Here is a 20,690-nt window from a genome sequence, read left to right on the forward strand (position 1 = left end):
GGGAGTTGTCCACGGAAATTCGCCCGGGACGGGGCGGTCAGTGCCCGGACGGCGGCTCGAAACAGCCGGTCTCCATGAAGCGCCCGCTCGTGCTGACCTCGTAGTTGGTCTTCTGGACGAAGCCGGTGACGCAGGCGTCGTCGCCTACGTAGAGGCCGATCACGGCGCCTTCGGGCGTGACGTAATCCCCGCCCTCGTACCGGGAGTTCATCGCCTGCACGTCGAGCTGCCCGCCGATCAGCTCACCCTTCCTGGTCGTCTTCCGGACCTCGTACCCGAGCTCGCCGGTGAGGGCGGCGCGCACGCTGTCCGGGTCCCACTTCTTCGCCTTCCACAGCCGCTTCAGGACGGGCCGGACGCGGGCGGCCTCGACGCGTGCGGCCTCCGCGGAGTCCACGGACATCTCGCCGGGCCGGCGGTAGGCGTTGTTCTCGCCGTAGTGGGGCGCGCCGTCGACGACTCCGGGCTCTACGTAGGGGGAGGCGCCGGGGGTTTCCGAGGGCGTGGGGGATTCGGATGGCGTGGGGGGTGGGGACGGTGTGCCGGTGGAGGGGGCCGCAGCGTCCGTGGCGGGCCGCTCGTCGCCGCAGGCGGTGAGGGCGAGAGCGGAGCCGAGGAGGAGCGCGCAGGCACCGAGGCGTCTTCGGTGGGTTCGGTACGTCGAGGTGGCCATGCCCATGACTGTGCCACGACAGCGTGGACGACTGTGCGTCGAGCGGACAGGCGAGCGAACAACTCTGCCAGGATTGTCCGATGCACACCGCACGACAGCCCCGCATCCTCTTCGTCACGGACCTCGCCTACCAGGCGAAGGGCCGCCGCTACTGCGACGAGGACATCTACCTCTCCTCACGCCTCCGCGAGGACTTCGACGTGGCCCTGTGCCACCCGCTGGACGCGGCCTCCCTGATGGAGACGGGCGCCTTCGACACCGTCGTGGTCCGCAACAGCGGCCCCGTACTCCACTACGAGGCACAGTGGGAGGACTTCAAGGAGCGGGCGGGGCGTCGCGGTGCGCGGGTCTACAACCAGCTGACCGGCAAGGCCGACATGGTCGGCAAGCAGTACCTGCTCGACCTGACGGCGGCCGGTCACCCCGTGATCCCCACGGTCGACGACCCGCGGGACGTCGGCCGCCTCCCCGAGACGGACAGGTACGTGGTCAAGCCGAAGGCGGGCGCGGACTCCATAGGCCTGGAGTTCGTGAGCCGCGAGGGCCTCGCGGAGCTGCGGGCCGAGTCCGGCATCCTGATCCAGCCGTGCGTCGACTTCACGTACGAGGTGTCGTTCTACTTCGTGGACCACAGCTTCCAGTACGCCCTGCACGCGCCCGACCCCGCCAAGCGCTGGCACCTGGAGCGTTACGTCCCGACCGACGCCGACCTGGCCTTCGCCCGGGGCTTCGTCGAGTGGAACGCCATCGACCACGGCATCCAGCGGGTCGACGCGTGCAGGACCCGTGCCGGGGAGCTGCTGCTGGTCGAACTGGAGGACCTCAACCCCTACCTCTCCCTGGACCTCTTGGACGAGGAGACGCGGGACGCGTTCGTGGCGGCACTGAAAAGGTCCCTGGCGGAGTGGGCCGATTGACGCAGTCCGTCTGGTGCCGCGTCGCGCCTTCCGCCCCGCCGCAGACGGGCCTAGCCTCACAAAGAAGGAGAGCTCGCGGCAGCATGGCAGCGCAGTCGCCACTCTTCCCAGTCCCCGGACCCCGGACGCCGGAGCCGTGCCACCGCCCGGACGGCTCCGGTCCGTTGCCCTTCCGGCCCGCACCGACCGGGGCGTTCTCCCGCACGCCCCGACGCCGTGAGGGCAGGCGCGCGCCGACCCCGGAGGGGAGCCACGGCGTTGGCGCGCGCGGGGGGCCACCGCAGCTCGTTGCCCGGCTCAGCCCTGCGGGGGAGCCGGGAGGTGGCTGTCGCCCTGGGGGGTGACCGGCAGGTGGCTGTCACCGGGAGGGGCCGGCAGATGGCTGTCGCTCTGCGGGGAGACCGGCAGGTGGCTGTCGGCGAGCGCGGGGCTCGCGGCGCCGCCCGCGACTGCGGCGGCGACGGCCAGGGTGACGAAGGCCTTCTTGGTGCGGGTCATTCCAACTCCCTTGAAAAGTGCAACTGATGATCGCCGGGGACGCTACTTGCGAATGGCACGGTTGTTCGGGTTGCTTGCGTGGTTCCCGCCATTGATTGGCCTGAACCGGGCCCGGGCATGCGTCGGCCGCGGCGGCTCCCCCTCCGCGCCGCCGCGGCCGATCGTTCCCCCGTCAGGAATGCAGCTCTAGGCGTCCTTGGGCGGAGCCGGAATGTGGCTGTCGCCCTGCGTGGTGACCTGACCGTCCTTGGGCGGGGCGGGAATGTGGCTGTCGCCCTGCGTGGTGATCTGGCCGTCCTTGGGCGGGGCGGGAATGTGGCTGTCGCCCATGGTCGTGATCTGCGTGTTCTGCTTGGCGTCGCTCATGCCGGGCTCCTCGGGTTCGACGGTTCGCTGGGGCAGAACGCCCGCTCGGCAACTCCCCCGAGGGTCGCCGAACGGGCGTTCCAGGGCCGCTCACCCTATCTGTGAGGCCCAAGGCGACCCGTCTGCCCCCCGACGCGACGGATCGACAAGTAGAGAGTGGCAGCCACTCATAAACGTTCGATGAACGCCTGGGCCGGGGGTGTCAGGCCGCTGCGACAGGAGAGAGCAGCGCCCGTGCCTCCGCGGCCTCCGGGGCACCCGCTCGCTCGTGGATGGACAGCGCTTCGCGCCAGCAGGCCCGGGCGCGATCGGCCTGCCCGAGATTGTCGAGGGACCTTCCGAGCAGCAGCAATACGTTGGCGCGCATCCAGTCGCCGCCGATGCAGCCGGTCGTCAGGGCCTGCTCGGCGTGCTGCGCCGCAGCGGTGGACCGCCGGGCCGCGAGGTGGACCTGGGCGATACGGAAGTACGTGGTCCCTTCCCACAGGCGCTGGCGGTTCTCCACGAAGACGTGCAGCGCCTCGGTGAGCTGGTCGAGCGCCTCCTCATAGCGGCCCGCGTGACTGAGGGCGATCGCGAGCGCGTACCTGGCGTTGGCGAGACGGAAGGTGAGGCCGAGTTCGTCGTAAATGGCCACCCCCTGACGCGCGAGGTCGATGGCCTTGGAGGTGCGTCCCATGTCCACCAGGACCCGGGAGAGATTGCACAGGGTGCTCGCCTCGCCCGGGCGGTTGCCGTCGGCACGGAATGCCTCGACCGCCTTCAGCAGGTACGCCTCGCTGGCGGTGTGCCGCTTCAAGCAGTACGCGACGATGCCCTGCTCGTTCGGGGCGTTGCCCCGGGTCCAGGGGTCGTCGGTCAGCGGAACGAGCTCGGCGGCCCGGTCGGCCTCGGGAATGGCCTCGTCGAAGCGCCCCGAGTTGCCGAGGACCTGGCTGAGCGTGACCCGCGCCCGAGCCTCCGCGTGGGCGTCCCCCAAAGCCGCTGCCGCGTCCCGCGCGGCCGACGTCGCCGACTCGTACCGCAGCGAACTCGCCCCCGACTCCGCCAGGTCCTTGGAAGCCAGCAGCAGGTCCACCGCGCGGCGGAGCGTGTGCGGGCCCAGGGACTGCTGGACGCAGGCCAGGATGCAGGCCGCCTCCGAGTGGAGCCAGTCCAGGGCCTTCGTGTCGTCCGTGAAGTCCTGGCCCGCGTGTTCCGTGGGCTCCAGGTGGTCCACCGTGCGGTCACCGGGGCGTTCGATCGCGTAGACCCGGGCGGCGGAGGCCAGGTAGAAGTCCAGGAGGCGGGACATCGCAGCGTCCCGTTCGCCGGGAGGCTGCTCGTCCCGCTCGGCGCATGCACGCGCGTAGAGGCGTACGAGATCGTGGTAGCGGTAGCGGCCGGGGGCCGCGGACTCCACCAGGGAGGTGTCGACCAGGGACTCCAGGAGGTCTTCCGTTTCCTCCAGGGGGAGGTCCAGGACCGCGGCGGCCGCCGCGAGGGAGAGGTCCGGGCCGTCGGCCAGGCCGAGGAGGCGGAAGGCGCGGGCCTGGGCAGGCTCCAGCTGGCCGTACCCCAGCTCGAAGGTCGCCTTGACCGCGAGGTCGCCCGCCTGGAGCTCGTCCAGGCGGCGCCGCTCGTCCGCCAGCTTCGCCGCGAGCGTGGAGACCGTCCAGGTGCGGCGGGCCGCCAGGCGGGACGCCGCGATCCGGATGGCGAGCGGCAGGAAACCGCAGGCCGCCACCACGTCCAGGGCGGCCTCGCGCTCCGACGTCACCCGCTCCTCGCCGACGATGCGGGTGAAGAGGAGCAGCGCCTCCTCGGGGGACATCACGTCCAGGTCCACCAGGTGCGCGCCCGCCAGATCCACCATGCGGACGCGGCTCGTCACCAGCGCCGCGCAGCCCTCCATGCCGGGGAGCAGGGGTCTGACCTGCGCCGCGTCGCGGGCGTTGTCCAGCAGGACGAGGACGCGCCGGCCGTCGAGGACCGAGCGGTAGAGGGCCGCGCGCTCCTCCAGGGAGTCCGGGATCGCCGAGTCGGCCGTGCCGAGGGCGCGCAGGAAGGCGCCGAGGACCGCCTCAGGCTCGGCCGCCCGCGCGCCCGCCCCCTGGAGGTCCACGTACAGCTGGCCGTCGGGGAAGTGGGTGCGCGCGACGTGCGCGACGTGCACGGCCAGCGTCGTCTTGCCGACACCGCCGATGCCCGCCAGCGCCGACACCGCCATCACGCGTCCCTCGGCGGTGGAGAGGATGTCGCTCAGCTCGTCCACGAAGGACGCGCGGCCCGTGAAGTCGGGGACCGTCGCCGGGAGCTGCGCCGGGCGTACCGCCGTCGTGATGGGTTCCTGGTCGGGGGCGGTGGGCTCGGCGAGGGTGGGGTCGGCCTGGAGGATGCGCTGCTGGAGCTCCTTGAGGCCGGGCCTCGGGTCCACGCCGAGCTCGTCGGCGAGCAGCCGGCGCGTGTCCGCGTAGACGGCGAGGGCCTCGGCCTGGCGTCCGCTGCGGTAGAGCGCCAGCATCAGCAGTTCGCGCAGCCGCTCCCGGAGCGGGTGCGCCGCCGTCAGGGCCGTCAGCTCCGACACCGCCTCCGCGTGGCAGCCCTGCTCCAGATCCATGTCGAGACGGGTCTCGACGAGCTGCAGGCGCCACTCGTCGAGGCGGGTGCGCTGGGTGTCGGCGTACGGCCCCGGGACATTGGCCAGGGGTTCGCCGTCCCACAGGCCGAGCGCCTTGTTCACCAGCGTGCGCGCCTGGCAGAGGTCGCCGACGCTGCGGGCCTTCTCGGCGGCCGCCCAGAGGTCTTCCGCCATGGCCAGGTCCAGCGCGCCGTCCCCGACCCGGACGGCATAGCCCCCGGCCTCGCTGACGAGGACCCCGGGAGGCAGCACCTTGCGGAGCCGGGACGCGTACGTACGTACCGCTGCCAGTGCCTGCGACGGCGGCTCCTCGCCCCAGAGCGCGTCGATCAGTTCCGACGCCGTGGCCGTGCGGCCGTCCCGCAGCAGGAGGGCCGCGAGCAGCGCCCTCTGCTGGGGGGATCCGGTGTTGAGCTGTTCCGAGCCGTGCCACGCGCGCACCGGTCCGAGCACGCTGAAGCGCGACGTCCGGACCTCGGGGGGGTGCCCCTCGGTCCGCTCCTCGGGGGTGTTCCCCGAGGCCGGACGCCGCTGCTCCGGTACTCGCGGTACATCGACCATCGCTCCCCCTGCCGCCCTGCCGTTCCCAATCATGCCGGTCGCGGGTCTGCCCGCCCGCGGTGGTTCGTATGCAGCCCTGCGGTCCTTCGGTTCTGCCCGGTCCGTCGTGCCCCCGGTTCCTGCTCCCCGCCAGTTTGCCTTGTCCATGGCGGATGCGTCAGCCGTGGGAGACGGCTCTCACAGGGTCCTCGCACGACATTCCGCATCGCTTTCCCGCCACGGGCCGCGGCGGTGCCCGCGCGTTCGCCGGGGCGGTCATCCACGTACGACTAGCTGACGGGTCGTCAGATCAGCGCTACCGTGGCATTCATGGAGACCACGGAGAGCTCGGAGACCGCATCGGGGACCTTCCCGAAGATCATCTCGGTGGACGACCACACGGTCGAACCCCCCGACGTCTGGCGGGACCGGCTCCCGTCCAAGTACCGGGACCGCGGCCCCAGGATCGTCCGCGCACCCCTGCGGGAAATGTCCTTTCTGGGCGGGAAGTTCGCCCCCGTCATGGGGGAGCAGGGGGAGGAAGGGCCCATCGGGGACTGGTGGATCTACGAGGATCTGCACCGCCCCCTCACCCGCCTCGACACCGCGGTCGGCTACGCCAGGGACGAGATCCGGCTCGAGGTCATCACCTACGAGCAGATGCGTCCCGGCTCCTTCTCCGTCCCCGACCGGCTCGCCGACATGGACGTCAACCACGTCCAGTCCGCCCTCTGCTTCCCCACCTTCCCGCGCTTCTGCGGCCAGACGTTCACCGAGGCCAAGGACCGGGAGCTCGGGCTCCTCTGCGTCCAGGCGTACAACGACTGGATGGTGGAGGAATGGTGCGGCCCCGAGGCCCACGGCCGCCTCATACCCCTCACCCTCATCCCCCTCTGGGACGCGGAGCTCGCCGCCGCGGAGGTGCGCAGGAACGCCGCGCGCGGCGTGCGGGCGGTCGCCTTCTCCGAGATCCCGCCCCACCTCGGGCTCCCCTCCATCCACACCGACGAGTGGGACCCCTTCCTGCGTGCCTGCGACGAGACCGGCACGGTCATCGCCATGCACATCGGCTCGTCCAGCAAGATGCCGTCCACATCGGCGGACGCGCCGCCCGCCGTCGGCTCCACCATCACCTTCGCCAACTGCTGCTTCTCGATGGTCGACTGGCTGATGAGCGGCAAGTTCGAACGCTTCCCGAACCTCAGGGTCATGTACGCGGAGGGGCAGATCGGCTGGATCCCCTACATCCTGGAACGGGCGGATGTGGTGTGGGAGGAGAACAGGGGGTGGGGCGGCGTCGCGGACAAGGTGACTCGGCCGCCGTCCGAGCTGTTCTCCTCGCACGTCTTCGGGTGCTTCTTCGACGACGCGTTCGGGCTCCGGAACCTCGATTCCATCGGGGTCGGGAACGTGCTGTACGAGACGGACTATCCGCACTCCGATTCGACCTGGCCCAAGTCGCGGGAGGTGGGGGAGGCGCAGATGGGTCACCTTGCTCCCGAGGTCGTCGACCGCATCGTCCGCGGCAACGCGATCGGCCTCCTCGGCCTGACGGAGTCGGGCCTCTGGCCCGGCCGGTGAGGCTGCCCTCCGGGGGGCGGGTGGGTGGGTTTCCCTGCGCCGTCCTGCGGGGTAGGGGCGACAAGCCCGCCGCTTCGCGGCGGATGTTTCCCACCCACCCACCCGTTTGCCCCGCGACGTCTTGCGGGGGTAGGGGCGGGTGGGCGGGTGTTCCCCGCGACGCCCGGAGGGGGTGGGGACGGGCGGGGTGGGGGCTGCCCTGCGCCGGGAGTGGGGCGGGTGGGCCGGTGCTCCCCGCGACGCCCGGAGGGGGTGGGGACGGGCGGGTGGGAATTGCCCCGCGACGGCCCGCAGGGGAAGGGACAAGGCTCCCCACCGGCCGTTCGCCGCGGTCGAGACGGGAGGGGGCGTGGGGGTATGTGCGCACGGAGCACTGAGCGCACTGTGGCGTCTTTGTTCTTGAGGCGTGGCGCGTAGTGATGGCGAGTACGTACATACCCCCGCGGCCCCGCACCCACAGACGGCCCCAAGGCGCGACCCGCACAACGCGACGCCGCGCGCAGACAGCCCGCAGGGGTTGTCTGACGGGGCGTCAGGCAGCACCATGACGGCGGCGCTCCACATGACGGGGCGTCAGGTCAAGACGAAGGGTGGGGTGCCCGTGCTCGTCTACGGGATGCAGTTGCCGATCCAGTCCCAGAGCTCGCTCTACGCCGAACCATGGGAAGCCCAGGCCGGCCCCGAAGACCTCGTCGAGATCGCCCGCACCGCGGACCGCACCGGCTTCGCCTACCTCGCGACCTGCGACCACGTCGCCATCCCGCGCCGCCTCGCCGACGCGATGGGCACCGTCTGGTACGACCCCGTAGCCACCCTCGCCCACCTCGCCGCCGTCACCGAGAACGTCCGCCTCCTGAGCCACGTCGCCATCGTCGGCCTGCGTCACCCCCTCCTCTCCGCCAAGCAGTACGCCACCCTCGACCACCTCAGCGGCGGCCGCCTGATCCTCGGGGTCGGCGCCGGTCACGTACAGGAGGAGTTCGGGGCGCTCGGCGTCGACTTCGCGCGGCGCGGCCCGGTCCTCGACGAGACGATCGACGCGCTGAGAGCGGCCCTCGGCCCGGACGAGTATCCCGAGCACCACGGTGACCACTACGACTTCCGGGATCTCGGGCAGCGGCCCCGCCCCGCCCAGACCCGCGTCCCCGTCTGGATCGGCGGCTCCTCGCCCGCCGCAGTGCGCAGGGCGGCCACCCGCGGCGACGGCTGGCTGCCGCAGGGCGACCCGCGCCCCGCGCTGCCCGCTCAGATAGCCAGGCTCAAGCGGCTGCGGGAGGAGGCGGGGATCCAGGAACCGGTCACCGTCGGCGCGATCACCGAGGCGCTGTACGTGGGAGAGCCGACCCACCCCGTGGGCCGCCGCACGCTCTCCGGAAAGCCGGCCGCCCTCGCCGAGTCCCTGCGCGAGTACGCCGCGATGGGCGTGGACCAGATCCAGGTGCGCTTCCGCAGCCGGAGCCGTACCGAACTCACCGACCAGATGGCGGCGTTCGCGACAGAAGTGGCCCCACATCTCAACCTCTGAAACCGCTGGCACCACTGGAACCACTGATGACCGAATGACGAGCGAATAGGGAGCACGGCATGGGCAAGCTCGACGGCCGCGTCATCATCGTGACCGGCGCCGCGCGCGGACAGGGCGAGCAGGAGGCGCGCCTCTTCGTGGAGGAGGGAGCCCGCGTCGTCGTCGCCGACGTACTCGACGAACAGGGCGAGGCGCTCGCAAAGGAGCTGGGTGCGGACTCCGCGGCCTACGTCCACCTGGACGTAGGAGTGGAGGCGGACTGGCAGGCCGCCACGGCCGCCGCGAAGGACGCCTTCGGGAAGGTCGACGGGCTCGTGAACAACGCCGGCATCCTCCGGTTCAACGAAATCGTCAGCACCCCGCTCGAAGAGTTCCAGCAGCTCATCCAGGTCAATCAGATCGGCTGCTTCCTCGGCATCCGTACCGTCGCGCCCGAGATCGGCGCCGCGGGCGGCGGCACGATCGTGAACACGGCCTCGTACACGGCCCTGACGGGCATGGCGTACGTGGGCGCGTACGCCGCGACGAAGCACGCCATTCTCGGCCTCACCCGGGTCGCCGCCCTGGAGCTGGCCGCCAGGAACATCCGCGTCAACGCCGTGTGCCCGGGGGCGGTCGACACCCCCATGACCAACCCCGCGCAGCTGGATCCCACCGCCGACCCGACGGAGGCGCGGGAGGCCGTCGCGGAGCTGTACAAGAAGCTCGTGCCGCTGGGGCGGATCGGGCGCCCGCAGGAGGTCGCGGCGCTCGCGCTCTTCCTGACCGGGGACGACTCGGCGTACATCACGGGCCAGCCGTTCGTCGTGGACGGCGGCTGGCTCGCCGGGGTCAGCGTCATCTGACGTTACGTCAGGTAACCGGCGCCCGGGCTCGCCCAGCCCTTGACGGCCCTCCCGAGCCAGTGGAACAGTCGACGCATCACAATCTGACGGCTCGTCAGAAACCGTCAGACTCTCACGAGGACGGTGAACCTCCTTGGAATTCGGTCTCTTTGTACAGGGATACGTGCCCGCCCAGCGGGCCAAGGTCGACCCCGAAGCGGAGCACAAGGCGCTCATCGAGGAGACCGAGTACGTCATCCAGGCGGACAAGTCCGGCTTCAAATACGCCTGGGCCTCCGAGCACCACTTCCTGGAGGAGTACTCACACCTCTCCGCCAACGACGTCTTCCTCGGCTACCTCGCCCACGCGACCGACCGCATCCACCTGGGCTCCGGGATCTTCAACCCGCTCGCGCCCGTGAACCACCCGGTGAAGGTCGCCGAGAAGGTCGCCATGCTCGACCACCTCTCCGAAGGGCGCTTCGAGTTCGGGACGGGGCGCGGTGCCGGTTCGCACGAGATCCTCGGCTTCATGCCGGGCATCACGGACATGAACCACACCAAGGAGATATGGGAAGAGACCATCGCCGAATTCCCCAAGATGTGGCTCCAGGACGAGTACGTCGGCTTCCAGGGCAAGCACTGGTCGCTGCCGCCCCGCAAGGTCCTCCCCAAGCCGTACGGGAAGTCGCACCCGGCCATGTGGTACGCCGCCGGGTCCCCCTCCTCGTACGCCATGGCGGGCAAGAAGGGGCTCGGGGTCCTCGGCTTCAGCGTGCAGAAGGTCTCCGACATGGAGTGGGTCGTCGAGTCGTACAAGACGGCCGTGAAGGAGGCCGAGGCGATCGGCGGCTTCGTCAACGACAACGTCATGGTGACGTCCACGGCGATCTGCGCGGAGACGCACGCCAAGGCCGTCGAGATCGCCGTCGGCGGCGGGCTCAACTACCTCCAGTCGCTGCTCTTCCGCTACCACGACACCTTCCCCCGGCCCGAGGGCATCCCCGAGTGGCCCGAGCTGCTCCCCGACTACACCGAGGAGCTGATCGAACTCCTCATCGCCGAGGAGCTGATGATCTGCGGCGACCCGGACGAGGTGCTCACGCAGTGCAAGCGGTGGGAGCAGGCCGGGGCGGACCAGCTCAGCTTCGGGCTGCCGATCGGGATCTCGCCCGAGGACACGAAGAACACGATCAAGCTGATCGGTGAGCACGTGATCCCGAAGATCGACACGGATCCGGTGCACCGCACGACGCGGTTCCGGCAGGCCGCCGGCGCGTAGCACCCCTCGACCGCCCCGGCTTCCCCTCCCGGACGGAAGCCGGGGCCCTCTCCGGCGGACGGACGCTCCTCCCGTACCACCCTCCCCCCCCGTACCGCCCTTCCCGTTCGCCCTTCGAAAGGGGACCTCCCGTCATGCTCGACCACCTCATCAAGGGCGCGACCGTCGTCGACGGGACCGGCGCCCCCGCGCGCGTCGCCGACGTCGGGATACGGGACGGGCGCATAGCCGTCGTCGCCGAGCCGGGGTCCGTCACCGAGGAGGCAAGGACCAGTGAGGACGCCCGGGGCCGCGTCCTCGCCCCCGGGTTCGTCGATCCGCACACGCACTACGACGCCCAGCTGTTCTGGGACCCGTACGCGACGCCGTCGCTCAACCACGGCGTGACGACCGTCGCGGGCGGCAACTGCGGGTTCACGCTCGCGCCGCTGCATCCGGAGCGGCCCGGCGACGCCGACTACACGCGGCGGATGATGTCGAAGGTCGAGGGCATGTCGCTGGTGGCGCTCGAAGAGGGCGCGCCGTGGTCGTGGAGTTCCTTCGGGGAGTATCTGGACGCCCTCGACGGGCGCATCGCCGTCAACGCCGGGTTCATGGTGGGGCACTGCGCGCTGCGCCGGTACGTGATGGGCGCGGACGCCGTCGGGGGGCAGCCCACGCCCGCCCAGCTGGAGGAGATGCTGCGCCTCTTCCACGACGCGATGGACGCGGGGGCCTGGGGGCTCTCCACCACCCAGTCGTCCACCCACTCGGACGGCGACGGGCAGCCGGTCGCCTCGCGGCACGCGAAGCCGGCGGAGCTCCTCGCGCTCTCCCGTGCCGTCGCCGAGCACGAGGGGACGCAGCTGGAGGCGATCGTCGCGGGCTGTCTCGACCAGTTCAGCGACGACGAGATCGACCTGCTCGTGGAGATGAGCGCGGCGGCGGGCAGGCCGCTCAACTGGAACGTGCTCACCATCGACGCCGCCGTCCCCGAGCGCGTGCCCCGCCAGCTCGTGCCGAGCGAGCGAGCCCGCAAGGCGGGTGGCCGGGTCGTCGCGCTCACCATGCCGATCCTCACGCCCATGAACATGTCGCTCGGCACGTTCTGCGCCCTGAACCTCATCCCGGGCTGGGGCGACATCCTGGGCCTGCCCGTGCCCGAGCGGATCGCGAAGCTGCGTGACCCGGGGGTGCGCGCGGAGATGCTGCGGCGCGCGGGCAGCAAGGAGGCGGGCGTCTTCCGGCGGCTCGCCCGCTTCGACCGGTACGTCATCGGAGACACGTACTCCGAGAAGAACGAAGGCCTCACCGGGCGCGTCGTCGGCGACATCGCGGCCGAGCGCGGGCAGGAGCCGTTCGAGTGCCTGGTCGGGATCTGCGCGGCCGACGACCTGCGCACCGTCCTGTGGCCGATGCCCACCGACAACGACCCCGCCTCATGGGCCCTGCGCGCCGAGGCCTGGCAGCACGAGGACGTCATGCTGGGCGGCTCCGACGCGGGCGCGCACCTGGACCGTATGTGCGGGGCCCCGTACACGACGCGCTTCCTCGGCGACTGCCTGCGCGGCCGCAAATTGGCGAGCCTCGAACAGGCCGTGAAGATGCTCACCGACGATCCGGCCCGGCTCTTCGGGCTGCGCGAGCGTGGCCGGATCGCCGAGGGCTACCACGCCGACCTCGTCCTCTTCGACCCCGAGCGGATCGACGCGGGCAAGGCGACCCTCGTCCACGACCTGCCCGGCGACAGCCCGCGCCTGGACTCCAAGGCGATCGGCGTCAACGCGGTCTGGGTCAACGGGGTCGAGACGATCCGTGAGGACGTGGTGACCGGCGCGGTGCCGGGCAAGGTGCTGCGCTCGGGGCGGGACACCCGGACGGTGAGCACCAAATGAACGCGCCTGGGCGGCTGTTCATCGGCGGCGAGTGGGTCGAGCCGGACCACGGGCACCACGAAGTGACGAACCCCGCGACCGAGCAGGTCGTCGGCCTCGCTCCCGAGGCGAGCACCGAGCAGGTCCTGGCCGCCGCGGCGGCGGCCCGCGAGGCCTTCGCGAGCTGGTCGCGCACGACGCCGGAGGAGCGCGCGGCGGTGCTGTCCCGCACCGCCGAGATCCTGCGGCGCGACTCGGCCGCGTACGCCGAACTCGCGCGGGCCGAGAGCGGTGCCACGACCGCGACGGCGCACGGCATGCAGGTGGCAGTGGCGGTGGCGCGCTTCGAGCGATACGCGAAGGGGGCGCTGGAACCGGTCGAGACGGCGCTCCCACCGCAGATCAACGAGGCGGGGCTGATGGGGAAAGCAGCCGTCATGGGGGCGCTCGCGGTCCGCCGCCCGGTCGGCGTCATCACCTGCGTCACCTCCTACAACAACCCGTGGGCCAACCCCGCGGGCAAGGTGGCGCCCGCCCTCGCGATGGGCAACACGGTCGTCGTGAAGCCCGCGCCGCAGGACCCGCTGTCGGTGTACGGGATGGCGGCGGCCCTGGAGGAGGCGGGCGTCCCGCCCGGCGTGGTGAACGTCGTCTCCGGCACGGACGTGGCCGTCGGCGAGGCGGCCGTCGCGTCCCCCGACGTCGACATGGTGAGCTTCACCGGCTCGACCGCCGTCGGGCAGCGCATCGGCGAGGTGTGCGGCCGCGCCATGAAGCGCCAGCTGATGGAACTCGGCGGCAAGGGCGCGGCGATCGTCCTCGACGACGCGGACCTGGACGCGGCGGTGGCCGGCATCGGTACGACGTTCTCTTTCTACAGCGGCCAGATCTGCACGGCACCAACACGAGTGCTGGCCCAAAGAGCGATATATAAGCCCCTATTGGAAAAGCTGACGACCTACGCCACCCACCTGAAGGTCGGCGACCCGGCCGAACGGGGAACGGTGGTCGGCCCGGTGATCTCCGCCGCACACCGCGACCGCATCGAGTCATACGTCGAGGACGCCCGTAAGGAGGGCGCACGCCTCCTCACGGGCGGCGAACGCCCCCCACTCCCGACCGGCTTCTACGTGGCCCCGACCCTCCTCGCCGACTGCACCCCCGACATGCGGGCGGTCCGCGAGGAGATCTTCGGCCCGGTGATCTCCGTGGTCCCCTTCGACGCCACCACCCCCGAGGAGGCCGAGGAAACGGCGATCACCCTGGCCAACGACAGCGACTACGGCCTCATCGACTACATCTGGTCCGGCGACGTGGCCCGCGCCTTCCGCATCGCCCACCGCCTGCGCACGGGCGGCGTCGGCATAAACACGATCGGCCGCAACATGGAGGCCCCCTTCGGCGGCATCAAGAAGAGCGGCGTGGGCCGAGACGTCGGCTCGTACGCCCTCCACGCATACAGCGAACTCCAGTCACTCGTCTGGCCGGGCTGAGCCCACGGTCAGTCGCCCAGGAAGATCGGGTTTGTGAAGGCGCACAGGGGGCCCGGGAGGGGCGGGGTCGTCGGGGGGTGGCGGACTTCTGCTCTGACGTAGGCCGCGTATGACGGTGTCGTGCGCCATTCCAGGGTGCCTGTGCCGGAGGCGGGGAGTGTGGGGCCCGTGTGCAGGACGCCCTGGTCGGTGACGAAGCGGGGTGTGCAGCCGGGGGCGCCCTTGATGTCCAGGCGGATCGTGACCGGGGTGTCGGGGGCGACGGGGAGGCGGCCGCCGATGCCTGCGTGGCTGCCTCTGCCGCCTGCCGCGGTGAAGGTGAGTTCCACGGATTTTGATTCGGCGATGTAGGAGCGGCCGCGGCGGATGCCGTCCTGGATGGCCTCGCGGGTCAGGTCGTCGGCGAGGACGACGGTCTGCGGGCCGCCGATGCGGTCGGGGTCGCGGTGCGCGTCGCTGTTGCCCATGGCGGGGATCCACGGCCTGCGCCCGCCGCGTACGGACGTGACGAGCATGCTGTCCCAGTCGGCGAGGGAGACCTCGTCGTCGGGCGTGTACGCGCCGTTCCACACCTCGACCGCGTCCGCCTCGCCGAAGCCGAACTTCCAGTTGCAGCCGACGCAGGTGGCGTGCGGGTGGGCCGGGACGACGAGGCCGCCAGCGTCGCGGATCCTCCGGGCGTACCTGCCGAAGCGGTTGTCGCGGGCACGGTACCGCCAGTCGACGAACGTGCCGGGATCCGTGCCGAGGGCGACGAGGTGGCCGTTCCGCGTCGTCACCTCCTCGCCGAGCATGATCAGAAGGTCGTCGCCCGCGTGCTCCGCCCAGTGGGCGTGCGCCGAGTGCGTGTTGTGCTCGGAGCTGTTGATGAAGTCGAGGCCCGCCGCCCGCGCCAGGGCGGCGATCTCGGCGAGGGTGCGCCTGCCGTCGGAGTACACGGAGTGCAGGTGGCAGTCGCCGCGGTACCAGGCGCGGCCGCGGCCCTTGGCGCGCTCCGGCGGGTAGGAGGGTTTCGGGGTGTGGCCCGGTGTCCCGTAAGTGAGCGTGATCGTCACCTCGTAGGGGAGGCCCTCGGGCGCGACCGTGTACGGGCCGAGCGCGATGTGCCAGGTGCCGGTGCGGATCCGGCCAGGGATGTAACCCGGCGTCGCGTCGTCGGCGCGGATGAAGAACTCCGTGCGGGCGCCGCCGGACCAGCCGCGGAAGCCCTTGCCGCCGAGCTCCGTGCCGCGCTCATCGAACACTCCGATGTCGAGGGCGTTGCCCTGGGTGCCGGGCGGCACGGCCGGCTTCTGGTAGGTGTACGAGGCGTGGAACTCGGCCACCCCGTCCGGGACTTCGACCGGCAGGTACACGAAGTCGGGCGAGCCGGGCGGCAGCGTGCCGCGCACCGTTCTCGTCTCCTTGCTCCCCGGCGCCCTCTCCCGCCCGGGAGCGCGCCGCTCGGCGCCACTGGCGAAGCTCACGCTGCCCAACGTAATCGCGGCGGCGGCTCCCGTCACGAACAGTCCGCGCCGGTTCGGTCCCTTGTGCGCCGGGTGTTCGGCGTCGTTCTCGCACATGCTGCGGCTCCCCAGGGTGTCGGTGGTGACGTGGGTGGTGCGTGCAACCCTGGTATTGAGCCGTGAACTGCGCCGCAAGGGAAGGCGAGTGACGGTTTTCCACCCGGTGGCCGACGGACGTGGCCCGGAGGGCGGACCTGTGGGGGCACTCAGGTCCTGTGGGGGCGCTCAGGTCCGGGGGGCGCTCAGGTCCGGGGGGCGCACAGGTCCACCACGACGTCGTACACCCCCGCGTTCGGCGTGACCGGACGGCTGGTCCGCCGGGGCGCGGCCTCCGTGCGGGCCGTGAAGTCGGGGTCGGCGGTGGCCGCCTCCCACGCCTCCTGGCTCTCCCAGTGGGAGACGTTGACGAGCTGGAACCGGGTCTCCGTCGCGCGGGACCGGTGCATGCGGGAGTCGATGAAGCCGGGCTTGTCCCGCATGAGGCGGGCCCGCTCCTCCCACTTCCCGACGAACGCGTCGACGTCCTCCGCGTCGATCTCGAAGACGTTGATGAACGTGACGGAGGAGTCGGGAGTGCCGTCAGTACCGTCGCCCGGGTGGCTGTCTGTGATCATCCGGGCAGCCTAGCCAGGGCCGACAACCGGCCTGCGGCCAGGCCTTGTTGGTGCGGCGGTCAGGCCTCCACCGCTCCTGCCGCCAGCAGTACCGCCTCCGTCTCCGGATGCGGCCCCGACGCGCCCTGGCGGGCCCAGCGCAGCGGCGTGCTCCCCGTGCCGTCGTCCTCGCGGAGGTTCGGGTCGGCGCCGTGTGCGAGGAGTTCGCGGACCGTGTCGACGTGGCCCCAGGCGGCGGCCCCGCACAGCGGCGTGCCGTCGGTGAGGCCGCGGCTCTCGGTGTCGGGCCGGGCGCCCGCCCGCAGCAGGACCCGCACCGTGTCGGCCGCGCCGTGCACCGAGGCGGCGTACAGGGGCGTGGTGCCGTCGGTGTCGGGGAGTTCCGGATCGGCGCCGGCCCGCAGCAGGGCCCGGACCGTGCCCGTCACGCCGAGCGCCGCGGCGAACACGAGCTCCCTGGTCAGCTTCTTCTGCCGGCGTCTCTTCACGCGGGCCAGGTTAATGAGCGCACAGGCATGGACCAACCGACTTTCCCGGGGTAGGAAGAGTGCCCCGACACTCCCGGAGGGCTCCGTGCGCATCTCCGCGACGCTCCACATGACCGACAGGACGATCACGCCGGTACGCCTGGCCCGGGAACTGGAGCGGCGCGGCTTCGCCGGGCTGTACCTCCCCGAACACACCCACATCCCGGTCCCGCGCGAGACGCCCTACCCGGGCGGTGAACTGCCGCCCGAGTGCGCCCGCATGCTCAGCCCCTTCGTCGCCCTCGCCCAGGCCGCCGCCGTCACCACACGCATCGCCCTCGGCACGAACATCGCCCTGGTCGCCCAGCACGACCCCATCGACCTCGCCAAGCAGATCGCGACCCTCGACCACCTCTCCGGCGGCCGCGTCACCCTCGGCATCGGCTACGGCTGGAACCGGGAGGAGGCCGAGGACCACGGTGTCCCGTGGCCGCGGCGCCGGGAGTTCGTGCGGGACCGGATGGCGGTCATGCGGGCGCTGTGGGCGGACCGCCCGAAGGCGTACGAGAGCGAGTTCGGCGCCGTACGGGCGAGCGAGGTCCATCCGAAGCCGCGGCGGGTGCCCAGGAAGCGGCTCGCGAAGGGGCCGCTGTTCGGGCCGCGCACGCTCATCGGCGGGGCCGCGGGGCCGGGCCTGTTCGCGCATGTCGCGGAGTACGCGGACGGCTGGATGCCCGTCGGCGGCAGCGGCCTGCGCGAGGCGCTGCCCGTGCTCAGGTCGGCGTGGGCGGACGCGGGCCGCGAGGCCGACGACCTGTACGTGGCGGTGACGGCGGTCGAGCCGGACCCGGGCAAGCTCGCCCACTACGAGGACCTCGGTGTGGACGAGGTGATCGTGCAGCTGCCGCCGGCCGGGGAGGCGGAGGTGTGCGCGGCCCTCGACCGCCTCGGGCGGTACGTGACCCCCTGAGCCGTCGGGCCGTCGGGCCGTCGGGCCGTCGAGCCGTCGGGCCTTCGGGCCGTCGAGCCGTCGGGCCTTCGGGCTTTCTCGGGCGCGCGAGCCGGAGTGCGCAGGCGCGAGCACGGGGACGGAAGTACGGGGACGGAAGTACGGGGGCAAGCACGGCAGTACCGGGCGGGGGTACGCGGGACGGAAGTATCCGGAGGAGGCAGGTGTTCTCGCTCGTATGCTCGGAGACATGACCAACAGCGCGCAGCCCCCCGGCCCCGGACGACCCACCGCGAACGCCATGCGGCGCGCGCTCAGGAGGGCCAGGGACGGCGTCGCGCTCGACGTGACGGAAGCCGCGGTCCTGCTGCAGGCGCGGGGCGCGGATCTCGACGACCTCACGGCGTCCGCGGCCCGGGTGCGGGACGCGGGGCTCGAAGCGGCGGGGCGGCCGGGCGTCATCACGTACTCGAAGAGCGTGTTCATCCCGCTCACCCGGCTCTGCCGCGACAAGTGCCACTACTGCACCTTCGCGACCGTGCCCGGCAAGCTGCGCCGGGACGGCCACGGCATGTTCATGTCCCCGGACGAAGTGCTCGACATCGCGCGGCGTGGGGCCGAACTCGGCTGCAAGGAAGCCCTCATCACCCTCGGCGACAAGCCCGAGGACCGCTGGCCCGAGGCCCGCGAGTGGCTGGAGGCGGAGGGGTACGACGACACCATCGCGTACGTCCGCGCCATCTCGATCCGCATCCTGGAGGAGACGGGCCTGCTCCCGCACCTCAACCCGGGCGTCATGACGTGGACGGACTTCCAGCGGCTCAAGCCCGTCGCGCCCAGCATGGGCATGATGCTGGAGACGACCGCCACCCGCCTCTGGTCCGAGCCGGGCATGCCGCACTACGGCTCCCCGGACAAGGAACCCGCCGTGCGGCTGCGGGTCCTGGAGGACGCGGGCCGCTCGTCCGTCCCCTTCACCAGCGGGCTGCTCATCGGGATCGGCGAGACGTACGAGGAGCGCGCCGACTCGCTGTTCGCGCTGCGCCGCGTCGCCCGCTCGTACCACGGCGTCCAGGAGCTGATCATCCAGAACTTCCGCGCCAAGCCGGACACGGCGATGCGCGGCATGCCCGACGCGGAGATCGACGACCTGGTCGCCACGATCGCCGTCGCCCGGCACATCATGGGCCCGGCGGGCAACATCCAGGCACCGCCGAACCTCATCGCCGGTGAGTACGAGCGGCTGATCGGCGCCGGCATCGACGACTGGGGCGGGGTGTCCCCGGTGACGATCGACCACGTCAACCCCGAGAAGCCCTGGCCGAAGCTGGATGAGCTGGCCGCGCGGTCTGCGGCGGCGGGCTTCACGCTCGCCGAACGTCTCTGCGTCTACCCCGAGTTCGTGCAGCGCGGCGAGCCCTGGCTCGACCCGCGGCTCCTCCCGCACCTGCGGGCGCTCGCCGACCCCGAGACCGGCCTCGCCCGGCCCGACGCGGTCGTCGAGGGCCACCCCTGGCAGGAGCCCGACGAGGGGTACGTCGCTTCCTCCGGCCGCACCGACCTGCACCGCACCATCGACACGGAAGGCCGCACCGCCGACCGGCGCGACGACTTCGACGAGGTGTACGGCGACTGGGAGGCCCTGCGCGAGCAGGCCGCGCCCGGCATGGTGCCGTCCCGCATCGACGGCGACGTACGCGCCGCCCTCGCCACGGCCGCCGACGACCCCACGAAGCTCACCGACGACGAGGCGCTGGCGCTGCTGCACGCCGACGGGCCCGCCCTCGACGCGCTGTGCGGCGTCGCGGACGACATCCGCAAGACGGTCAACGGCGACGACGTCACGTACATCGTCACCCGCAACATCAACTTCACCAACGTCTGTTACACCGGCTGCCGCTTCTGCGCCTTCGCCCAGCGCAGGACCGACGCCGACGCCTACACGCTCTCCCTGGACCAGGTCGCCGACCGGGCCGCGCAGGCCTGGGACGTCGGCGCCGTCGAGGTGTGCATGCAGGGCGGCATCCACCCGGACCTGCCCGGCACCGCCTACTTCGACATCGCGCGGGCGGTGAAGGAGCGCGTGCCGGGCATGCACGTGCACGCCTTCTCGCCGATGGAGGTCGTCAACGGCGCGACCAGGACCGGGCTCTCGATCCGGGAGTGGCTGACCGCCGCCAAGGAGGCGGGCCTGGACTCGATCCCGGGGACGGCCGCCGAGATCCTCGACGACGAGGTGCGCTGGATCCTCACCAAGGGCAAACTGCCCACGGCCACCTGGATCGAGGTCATCAAGACCGCGCACGAGCTGGGCATCCGCTCCTCGTCCACGATGATGTACGGCCATGTGGACCAGCCCCGGCACTGGCTCGGCCACTTCCGCACGCTGGCCGCGATCCAGCAGGAGACCGGCGGCTTCACGGAGTTCGTGACGCTGCCCTTCATCCACACGAACGCGCCCGTCTATCTGGCGGGCATCGCCCGGCCGGGACCGACCACCCGCGACAACCGCGCGGTGACGGCGATGGCGCGGATCCTGCTGCACCCGCACATCCCCAACATCCAGACCAGCTGGGTGAAGCTGGGCCAGGAGGGCGCCGCCGAGATGCTCCGGTCCGGTGCGAACGACCTCGGCGGGACGCTGATGGAGGAGACCATCTCCCGCATGGCGGGCTCCAGTTACGGCTCCTACCGGTCCGTCGAGGACCTGGTGGCCATCGCGGAGGCGGCAGGCCGCCCCGCGAAGCCGCGCACGACGCTGTACGGCGAGGTCCCGGAGGAGCGGCAGCGCGCGGCACTGGCCTCGGACGGCCACCTGCCGGAGCTGCTGCCGGTGGTGGAGGGCTGAGGAGGGCGGGCTGTCACAAAGGGGCTGTCGCCTCTGGGGCCGCGCCGCGCAGGGCGCGCCCCGTAAGGGGCGCGGGGAACTGCGCGCTCAGCCCAAGAGGCGCCGCAGACGAAGACCCAGCCCGAGCGATCCCGC

The 20,690-nt window shown here is 71.7% G+C and carries 16 protein-coding genes; 9 read left to right on the forward strand and 7 right to left on the reverse strand.

Features of this window, described 5'->3' with window-relative positions:
* Positions 1-37 precede the first annotated feature (37 nt).
* Positions 38-673 (reverse strand): hypothetical protein, encoded by a 636-nt coding sequence (locus ACH4D5_RS17780; protein ID WP_398303192.1) that lies wholly within the window; start codon positions 671-673, stop codon positions 38-40.
* A gap of 80 nt (positions 674-753) precedes the next feature.
* Here ACH4D5_RS17780 and ACH4D5_RS17785 point away from each other — a divergent pair, with 80 nt between their 5' ends.
* Positions 754-1,590: a hypothetical protein gene (locus ACH4D5_RS17785; RefSeq protein WP_398303194.1), complete on the forward strand. Its 837-nt coding sequence runs from the start codon at positions 754-756 to the stop codon at positions 1,588-1,590.
* Between the two features lie 297 nt (positions 1,591-1,887).
* On the opposite strand, the gene ACH4D5_RS17790 is transcribed toward ACH4D5_RS17785, so the two are convergent.
* The 3 genes from ACH4D5_RS17790 to ACH4D5_RS17800 form a co-directional block, all read right to left on the reverse strand.
* Positions 1,888-2,088 carry a hypothetical protein gene (locus ACH4D5_RS17790; RefSeq protein ID WP_398303196.1) on the reverse strand — a complete coding sequence of 67 codons (201 nt, stop codon included), beginning with the start codon at positions 2,086-2,088 and terminating at the stop codon, positions 1,888-1,890.
* Positions 2,089-2,274: 186 nt separating this feature from the next.
* Positions 2,275-2,454, reverse strand: coding sequence for a sigma-like protein (locus tag ACH4D5_RS17795; RefSeq protein WP_398303198.1), 180 nt, complete (start codon positions 2,452-2,454; stop codon positions 2,275-2,277).
* Between the two features lie 202 nt (positions 2,455-2,656).
* Positions 2,657-5,635: an AfsR/SARP family transcriptional regulator gene (locus ACH4D5_RS17800; protein WP_398303200.1), complete on the reverse strand. Its 2,979-nt coding sequence runs from the start codon at positions 5,633-5,635 to the stop codon at positions 2,657-2,659.
* Positions 5,636-5,944: 309 nt separating this feature from the next.
* Here ACH4D5_RS17800 and ACH4D5_RS17805 point away from each other — a divergent pair, with 309 nt between their 5' ends.
* The 6 genes from ACH4D5_RS17805 (at position 5,945) to ACH4D5_RS17830 (ending at position 14,172) form a co-directional block, all read left to right on the forward strand.
* Positions 5,945-7,195, forward strand: coding sequence for an amidohydrolase family protein (locus tag ACH4D5_RS17805; protein WP_398303202.1), 1,251 nt, complete (start codon positions 5,945-5,947; stop codon positions 7,193-7,195).
* A gap of 616 nt (positions 7,196-7,811) precedes the next feature.
* Entirely contained in the window at positions 7,812-8,720 is a 909-nt protein-coding gene (locus ACH4D5_RS17810; RefSeq protein WP_398303748.1) for an LLM class F420-dependent oxidoreductase, read from the forward strand.
* A 59-nt stretch (positions 8,721-8,779) separates the two neighbouring features.
* Entirely contained in the window at positions 8,780-9,565 is a 786-nt protein-coding gene (locus ACH4D5_RS17815) for an SDR family NAD(P)-dependent oxidoreductase (protein WP_398303204.1), read from the forward strand.
* Between the two features lie 133 nt (positions 9,566-9,698).
* A complete protein-coding gene (locus tag ACH4D5_RS17820; RefSeq protein ID WP_398303206.1) occupies positions 9,699-10,826 on the forward strand; it encodes an LLM class flavin-dependent oxidoreductase in 1,128 nt (375 codons plus the stop codon).
* 134 nt (positions 10,827-10,960) lie between these two features.
* Positions 10,961-12,700 (forward strand): amidohydrolase family protein, encoded by a 1,740-nt coding sequence (locus tag ACH4D5_RS17825; RefSeq protein WP_398303208.1) that lies wholly within the window; start codon positions 10,961-10,963, stop codon positions 12,698-12,700.
* Entirely contained in the window at positions 12,697-14,172 is a 1,476-nt protein-coding gene (locus ACH4D5_RS17830; RefSeq protein ID WP_398303210.1) for an aldehyde dehydrogenase family protein, read from the forward strand. Before ACH4D5_RS17825 ends, ACH4D5_RS17830 begins: the two co-directional genes overlap by 4 nt.
* An 8-nt stretch (positions 14,173-14,180) precedes the next feature.
* Here the strand turns inward: ACH4D5_RS17830 and ACH4D5_RS17835 are convergent, their stop codons facing one another.
* The 3 genes from ACH4D5_RS17835 to ACH4D5_RS17845 all read right to left on the reverse strand — a co-directional run bounded on the left by ACH4D5_RS17835 (position 14,181) and on the right by ACH4D5_RS17845 (position 16,779).
* Entirely contained in the window at positions 14,181-15,734 is a 1,554-nt protein-coding gene (locus ACH4D5_RS17835) for a CehA/McbA family metallohydrolase (RefSeq protein ID WP_398303212.1), read from the reverse strand.
* A 185-nt stretch (positions 15,735-15,919) separates the two neighbouring features.
* A complete protein-coding gene (locus tag ACH4D5_RS17840; protein ID WP_398303214.1) occupies positions 15,920-16,291 on the reverse strand; it encodes an antibiotic biosynthesis monooxygenase family protein in 372 nt (123 codons plus the stop codon).
* 59 nt (positions 16,292-16,350) lie between these two features.
* Positions 16,351-16,779, reverse strand: coding sequence for an ankyrin repeat domain-containing protein (locus ACH4D5_RS17845; RefSeq protein WP_398303216.1), 429 nt, complete (start codon positions 16,777-16,779; stop codon positions 16,351-16,353).
* 85 nt (positions 16,780-16,864) lie between these two features.
* Here ACH4D5_RS17845 and ACH4D5_RS17850 point away from each other — a divergent pair, with 85 nt between their 5' ends.
* Both ACH4D5_RS17850 and ACH4D5_RS17855 read left to right on the forward strand, forming a co-directional pair.
* Positions 16,865-17,728: a TIGR03619 family F420-dependent LLM class oxidoreductase gene (locus ACH4D5_RS17850; RefSeq protein ID WP_398303218.1), complete on the forward strand. Its 864-nt coding sequence runs from the start codon at positions 16,865-16,867 to the stop codon at positions 17,726-17,728.
* A 229-nt stretch (positions 17,729-17,957) separates the two neighbouring features.
* Complete coding sequence (locus ACH4D5_RS17855) at positions 17,958-20,555, forward strand: bifunctional FO biosynthesis protein CofGH (RefSeq protein WP_398303220.1); 2,598 nt, start codon at positions 17,958-17,960, stop codon at positions 20,553-20,555.
* Positions 20,556-20,690 lie beyond the last annotated feature (135 nt).

This window comes from Streptomyces sp. NPDC018029 (assembly GCF_044327655.1).
In the GTDB taxonomy this organism is placed as follows: Bacteria; Actinomycetota; Actinomycetes; order Streptomycetales; family Streptomycetaceae; genus Streptomyces.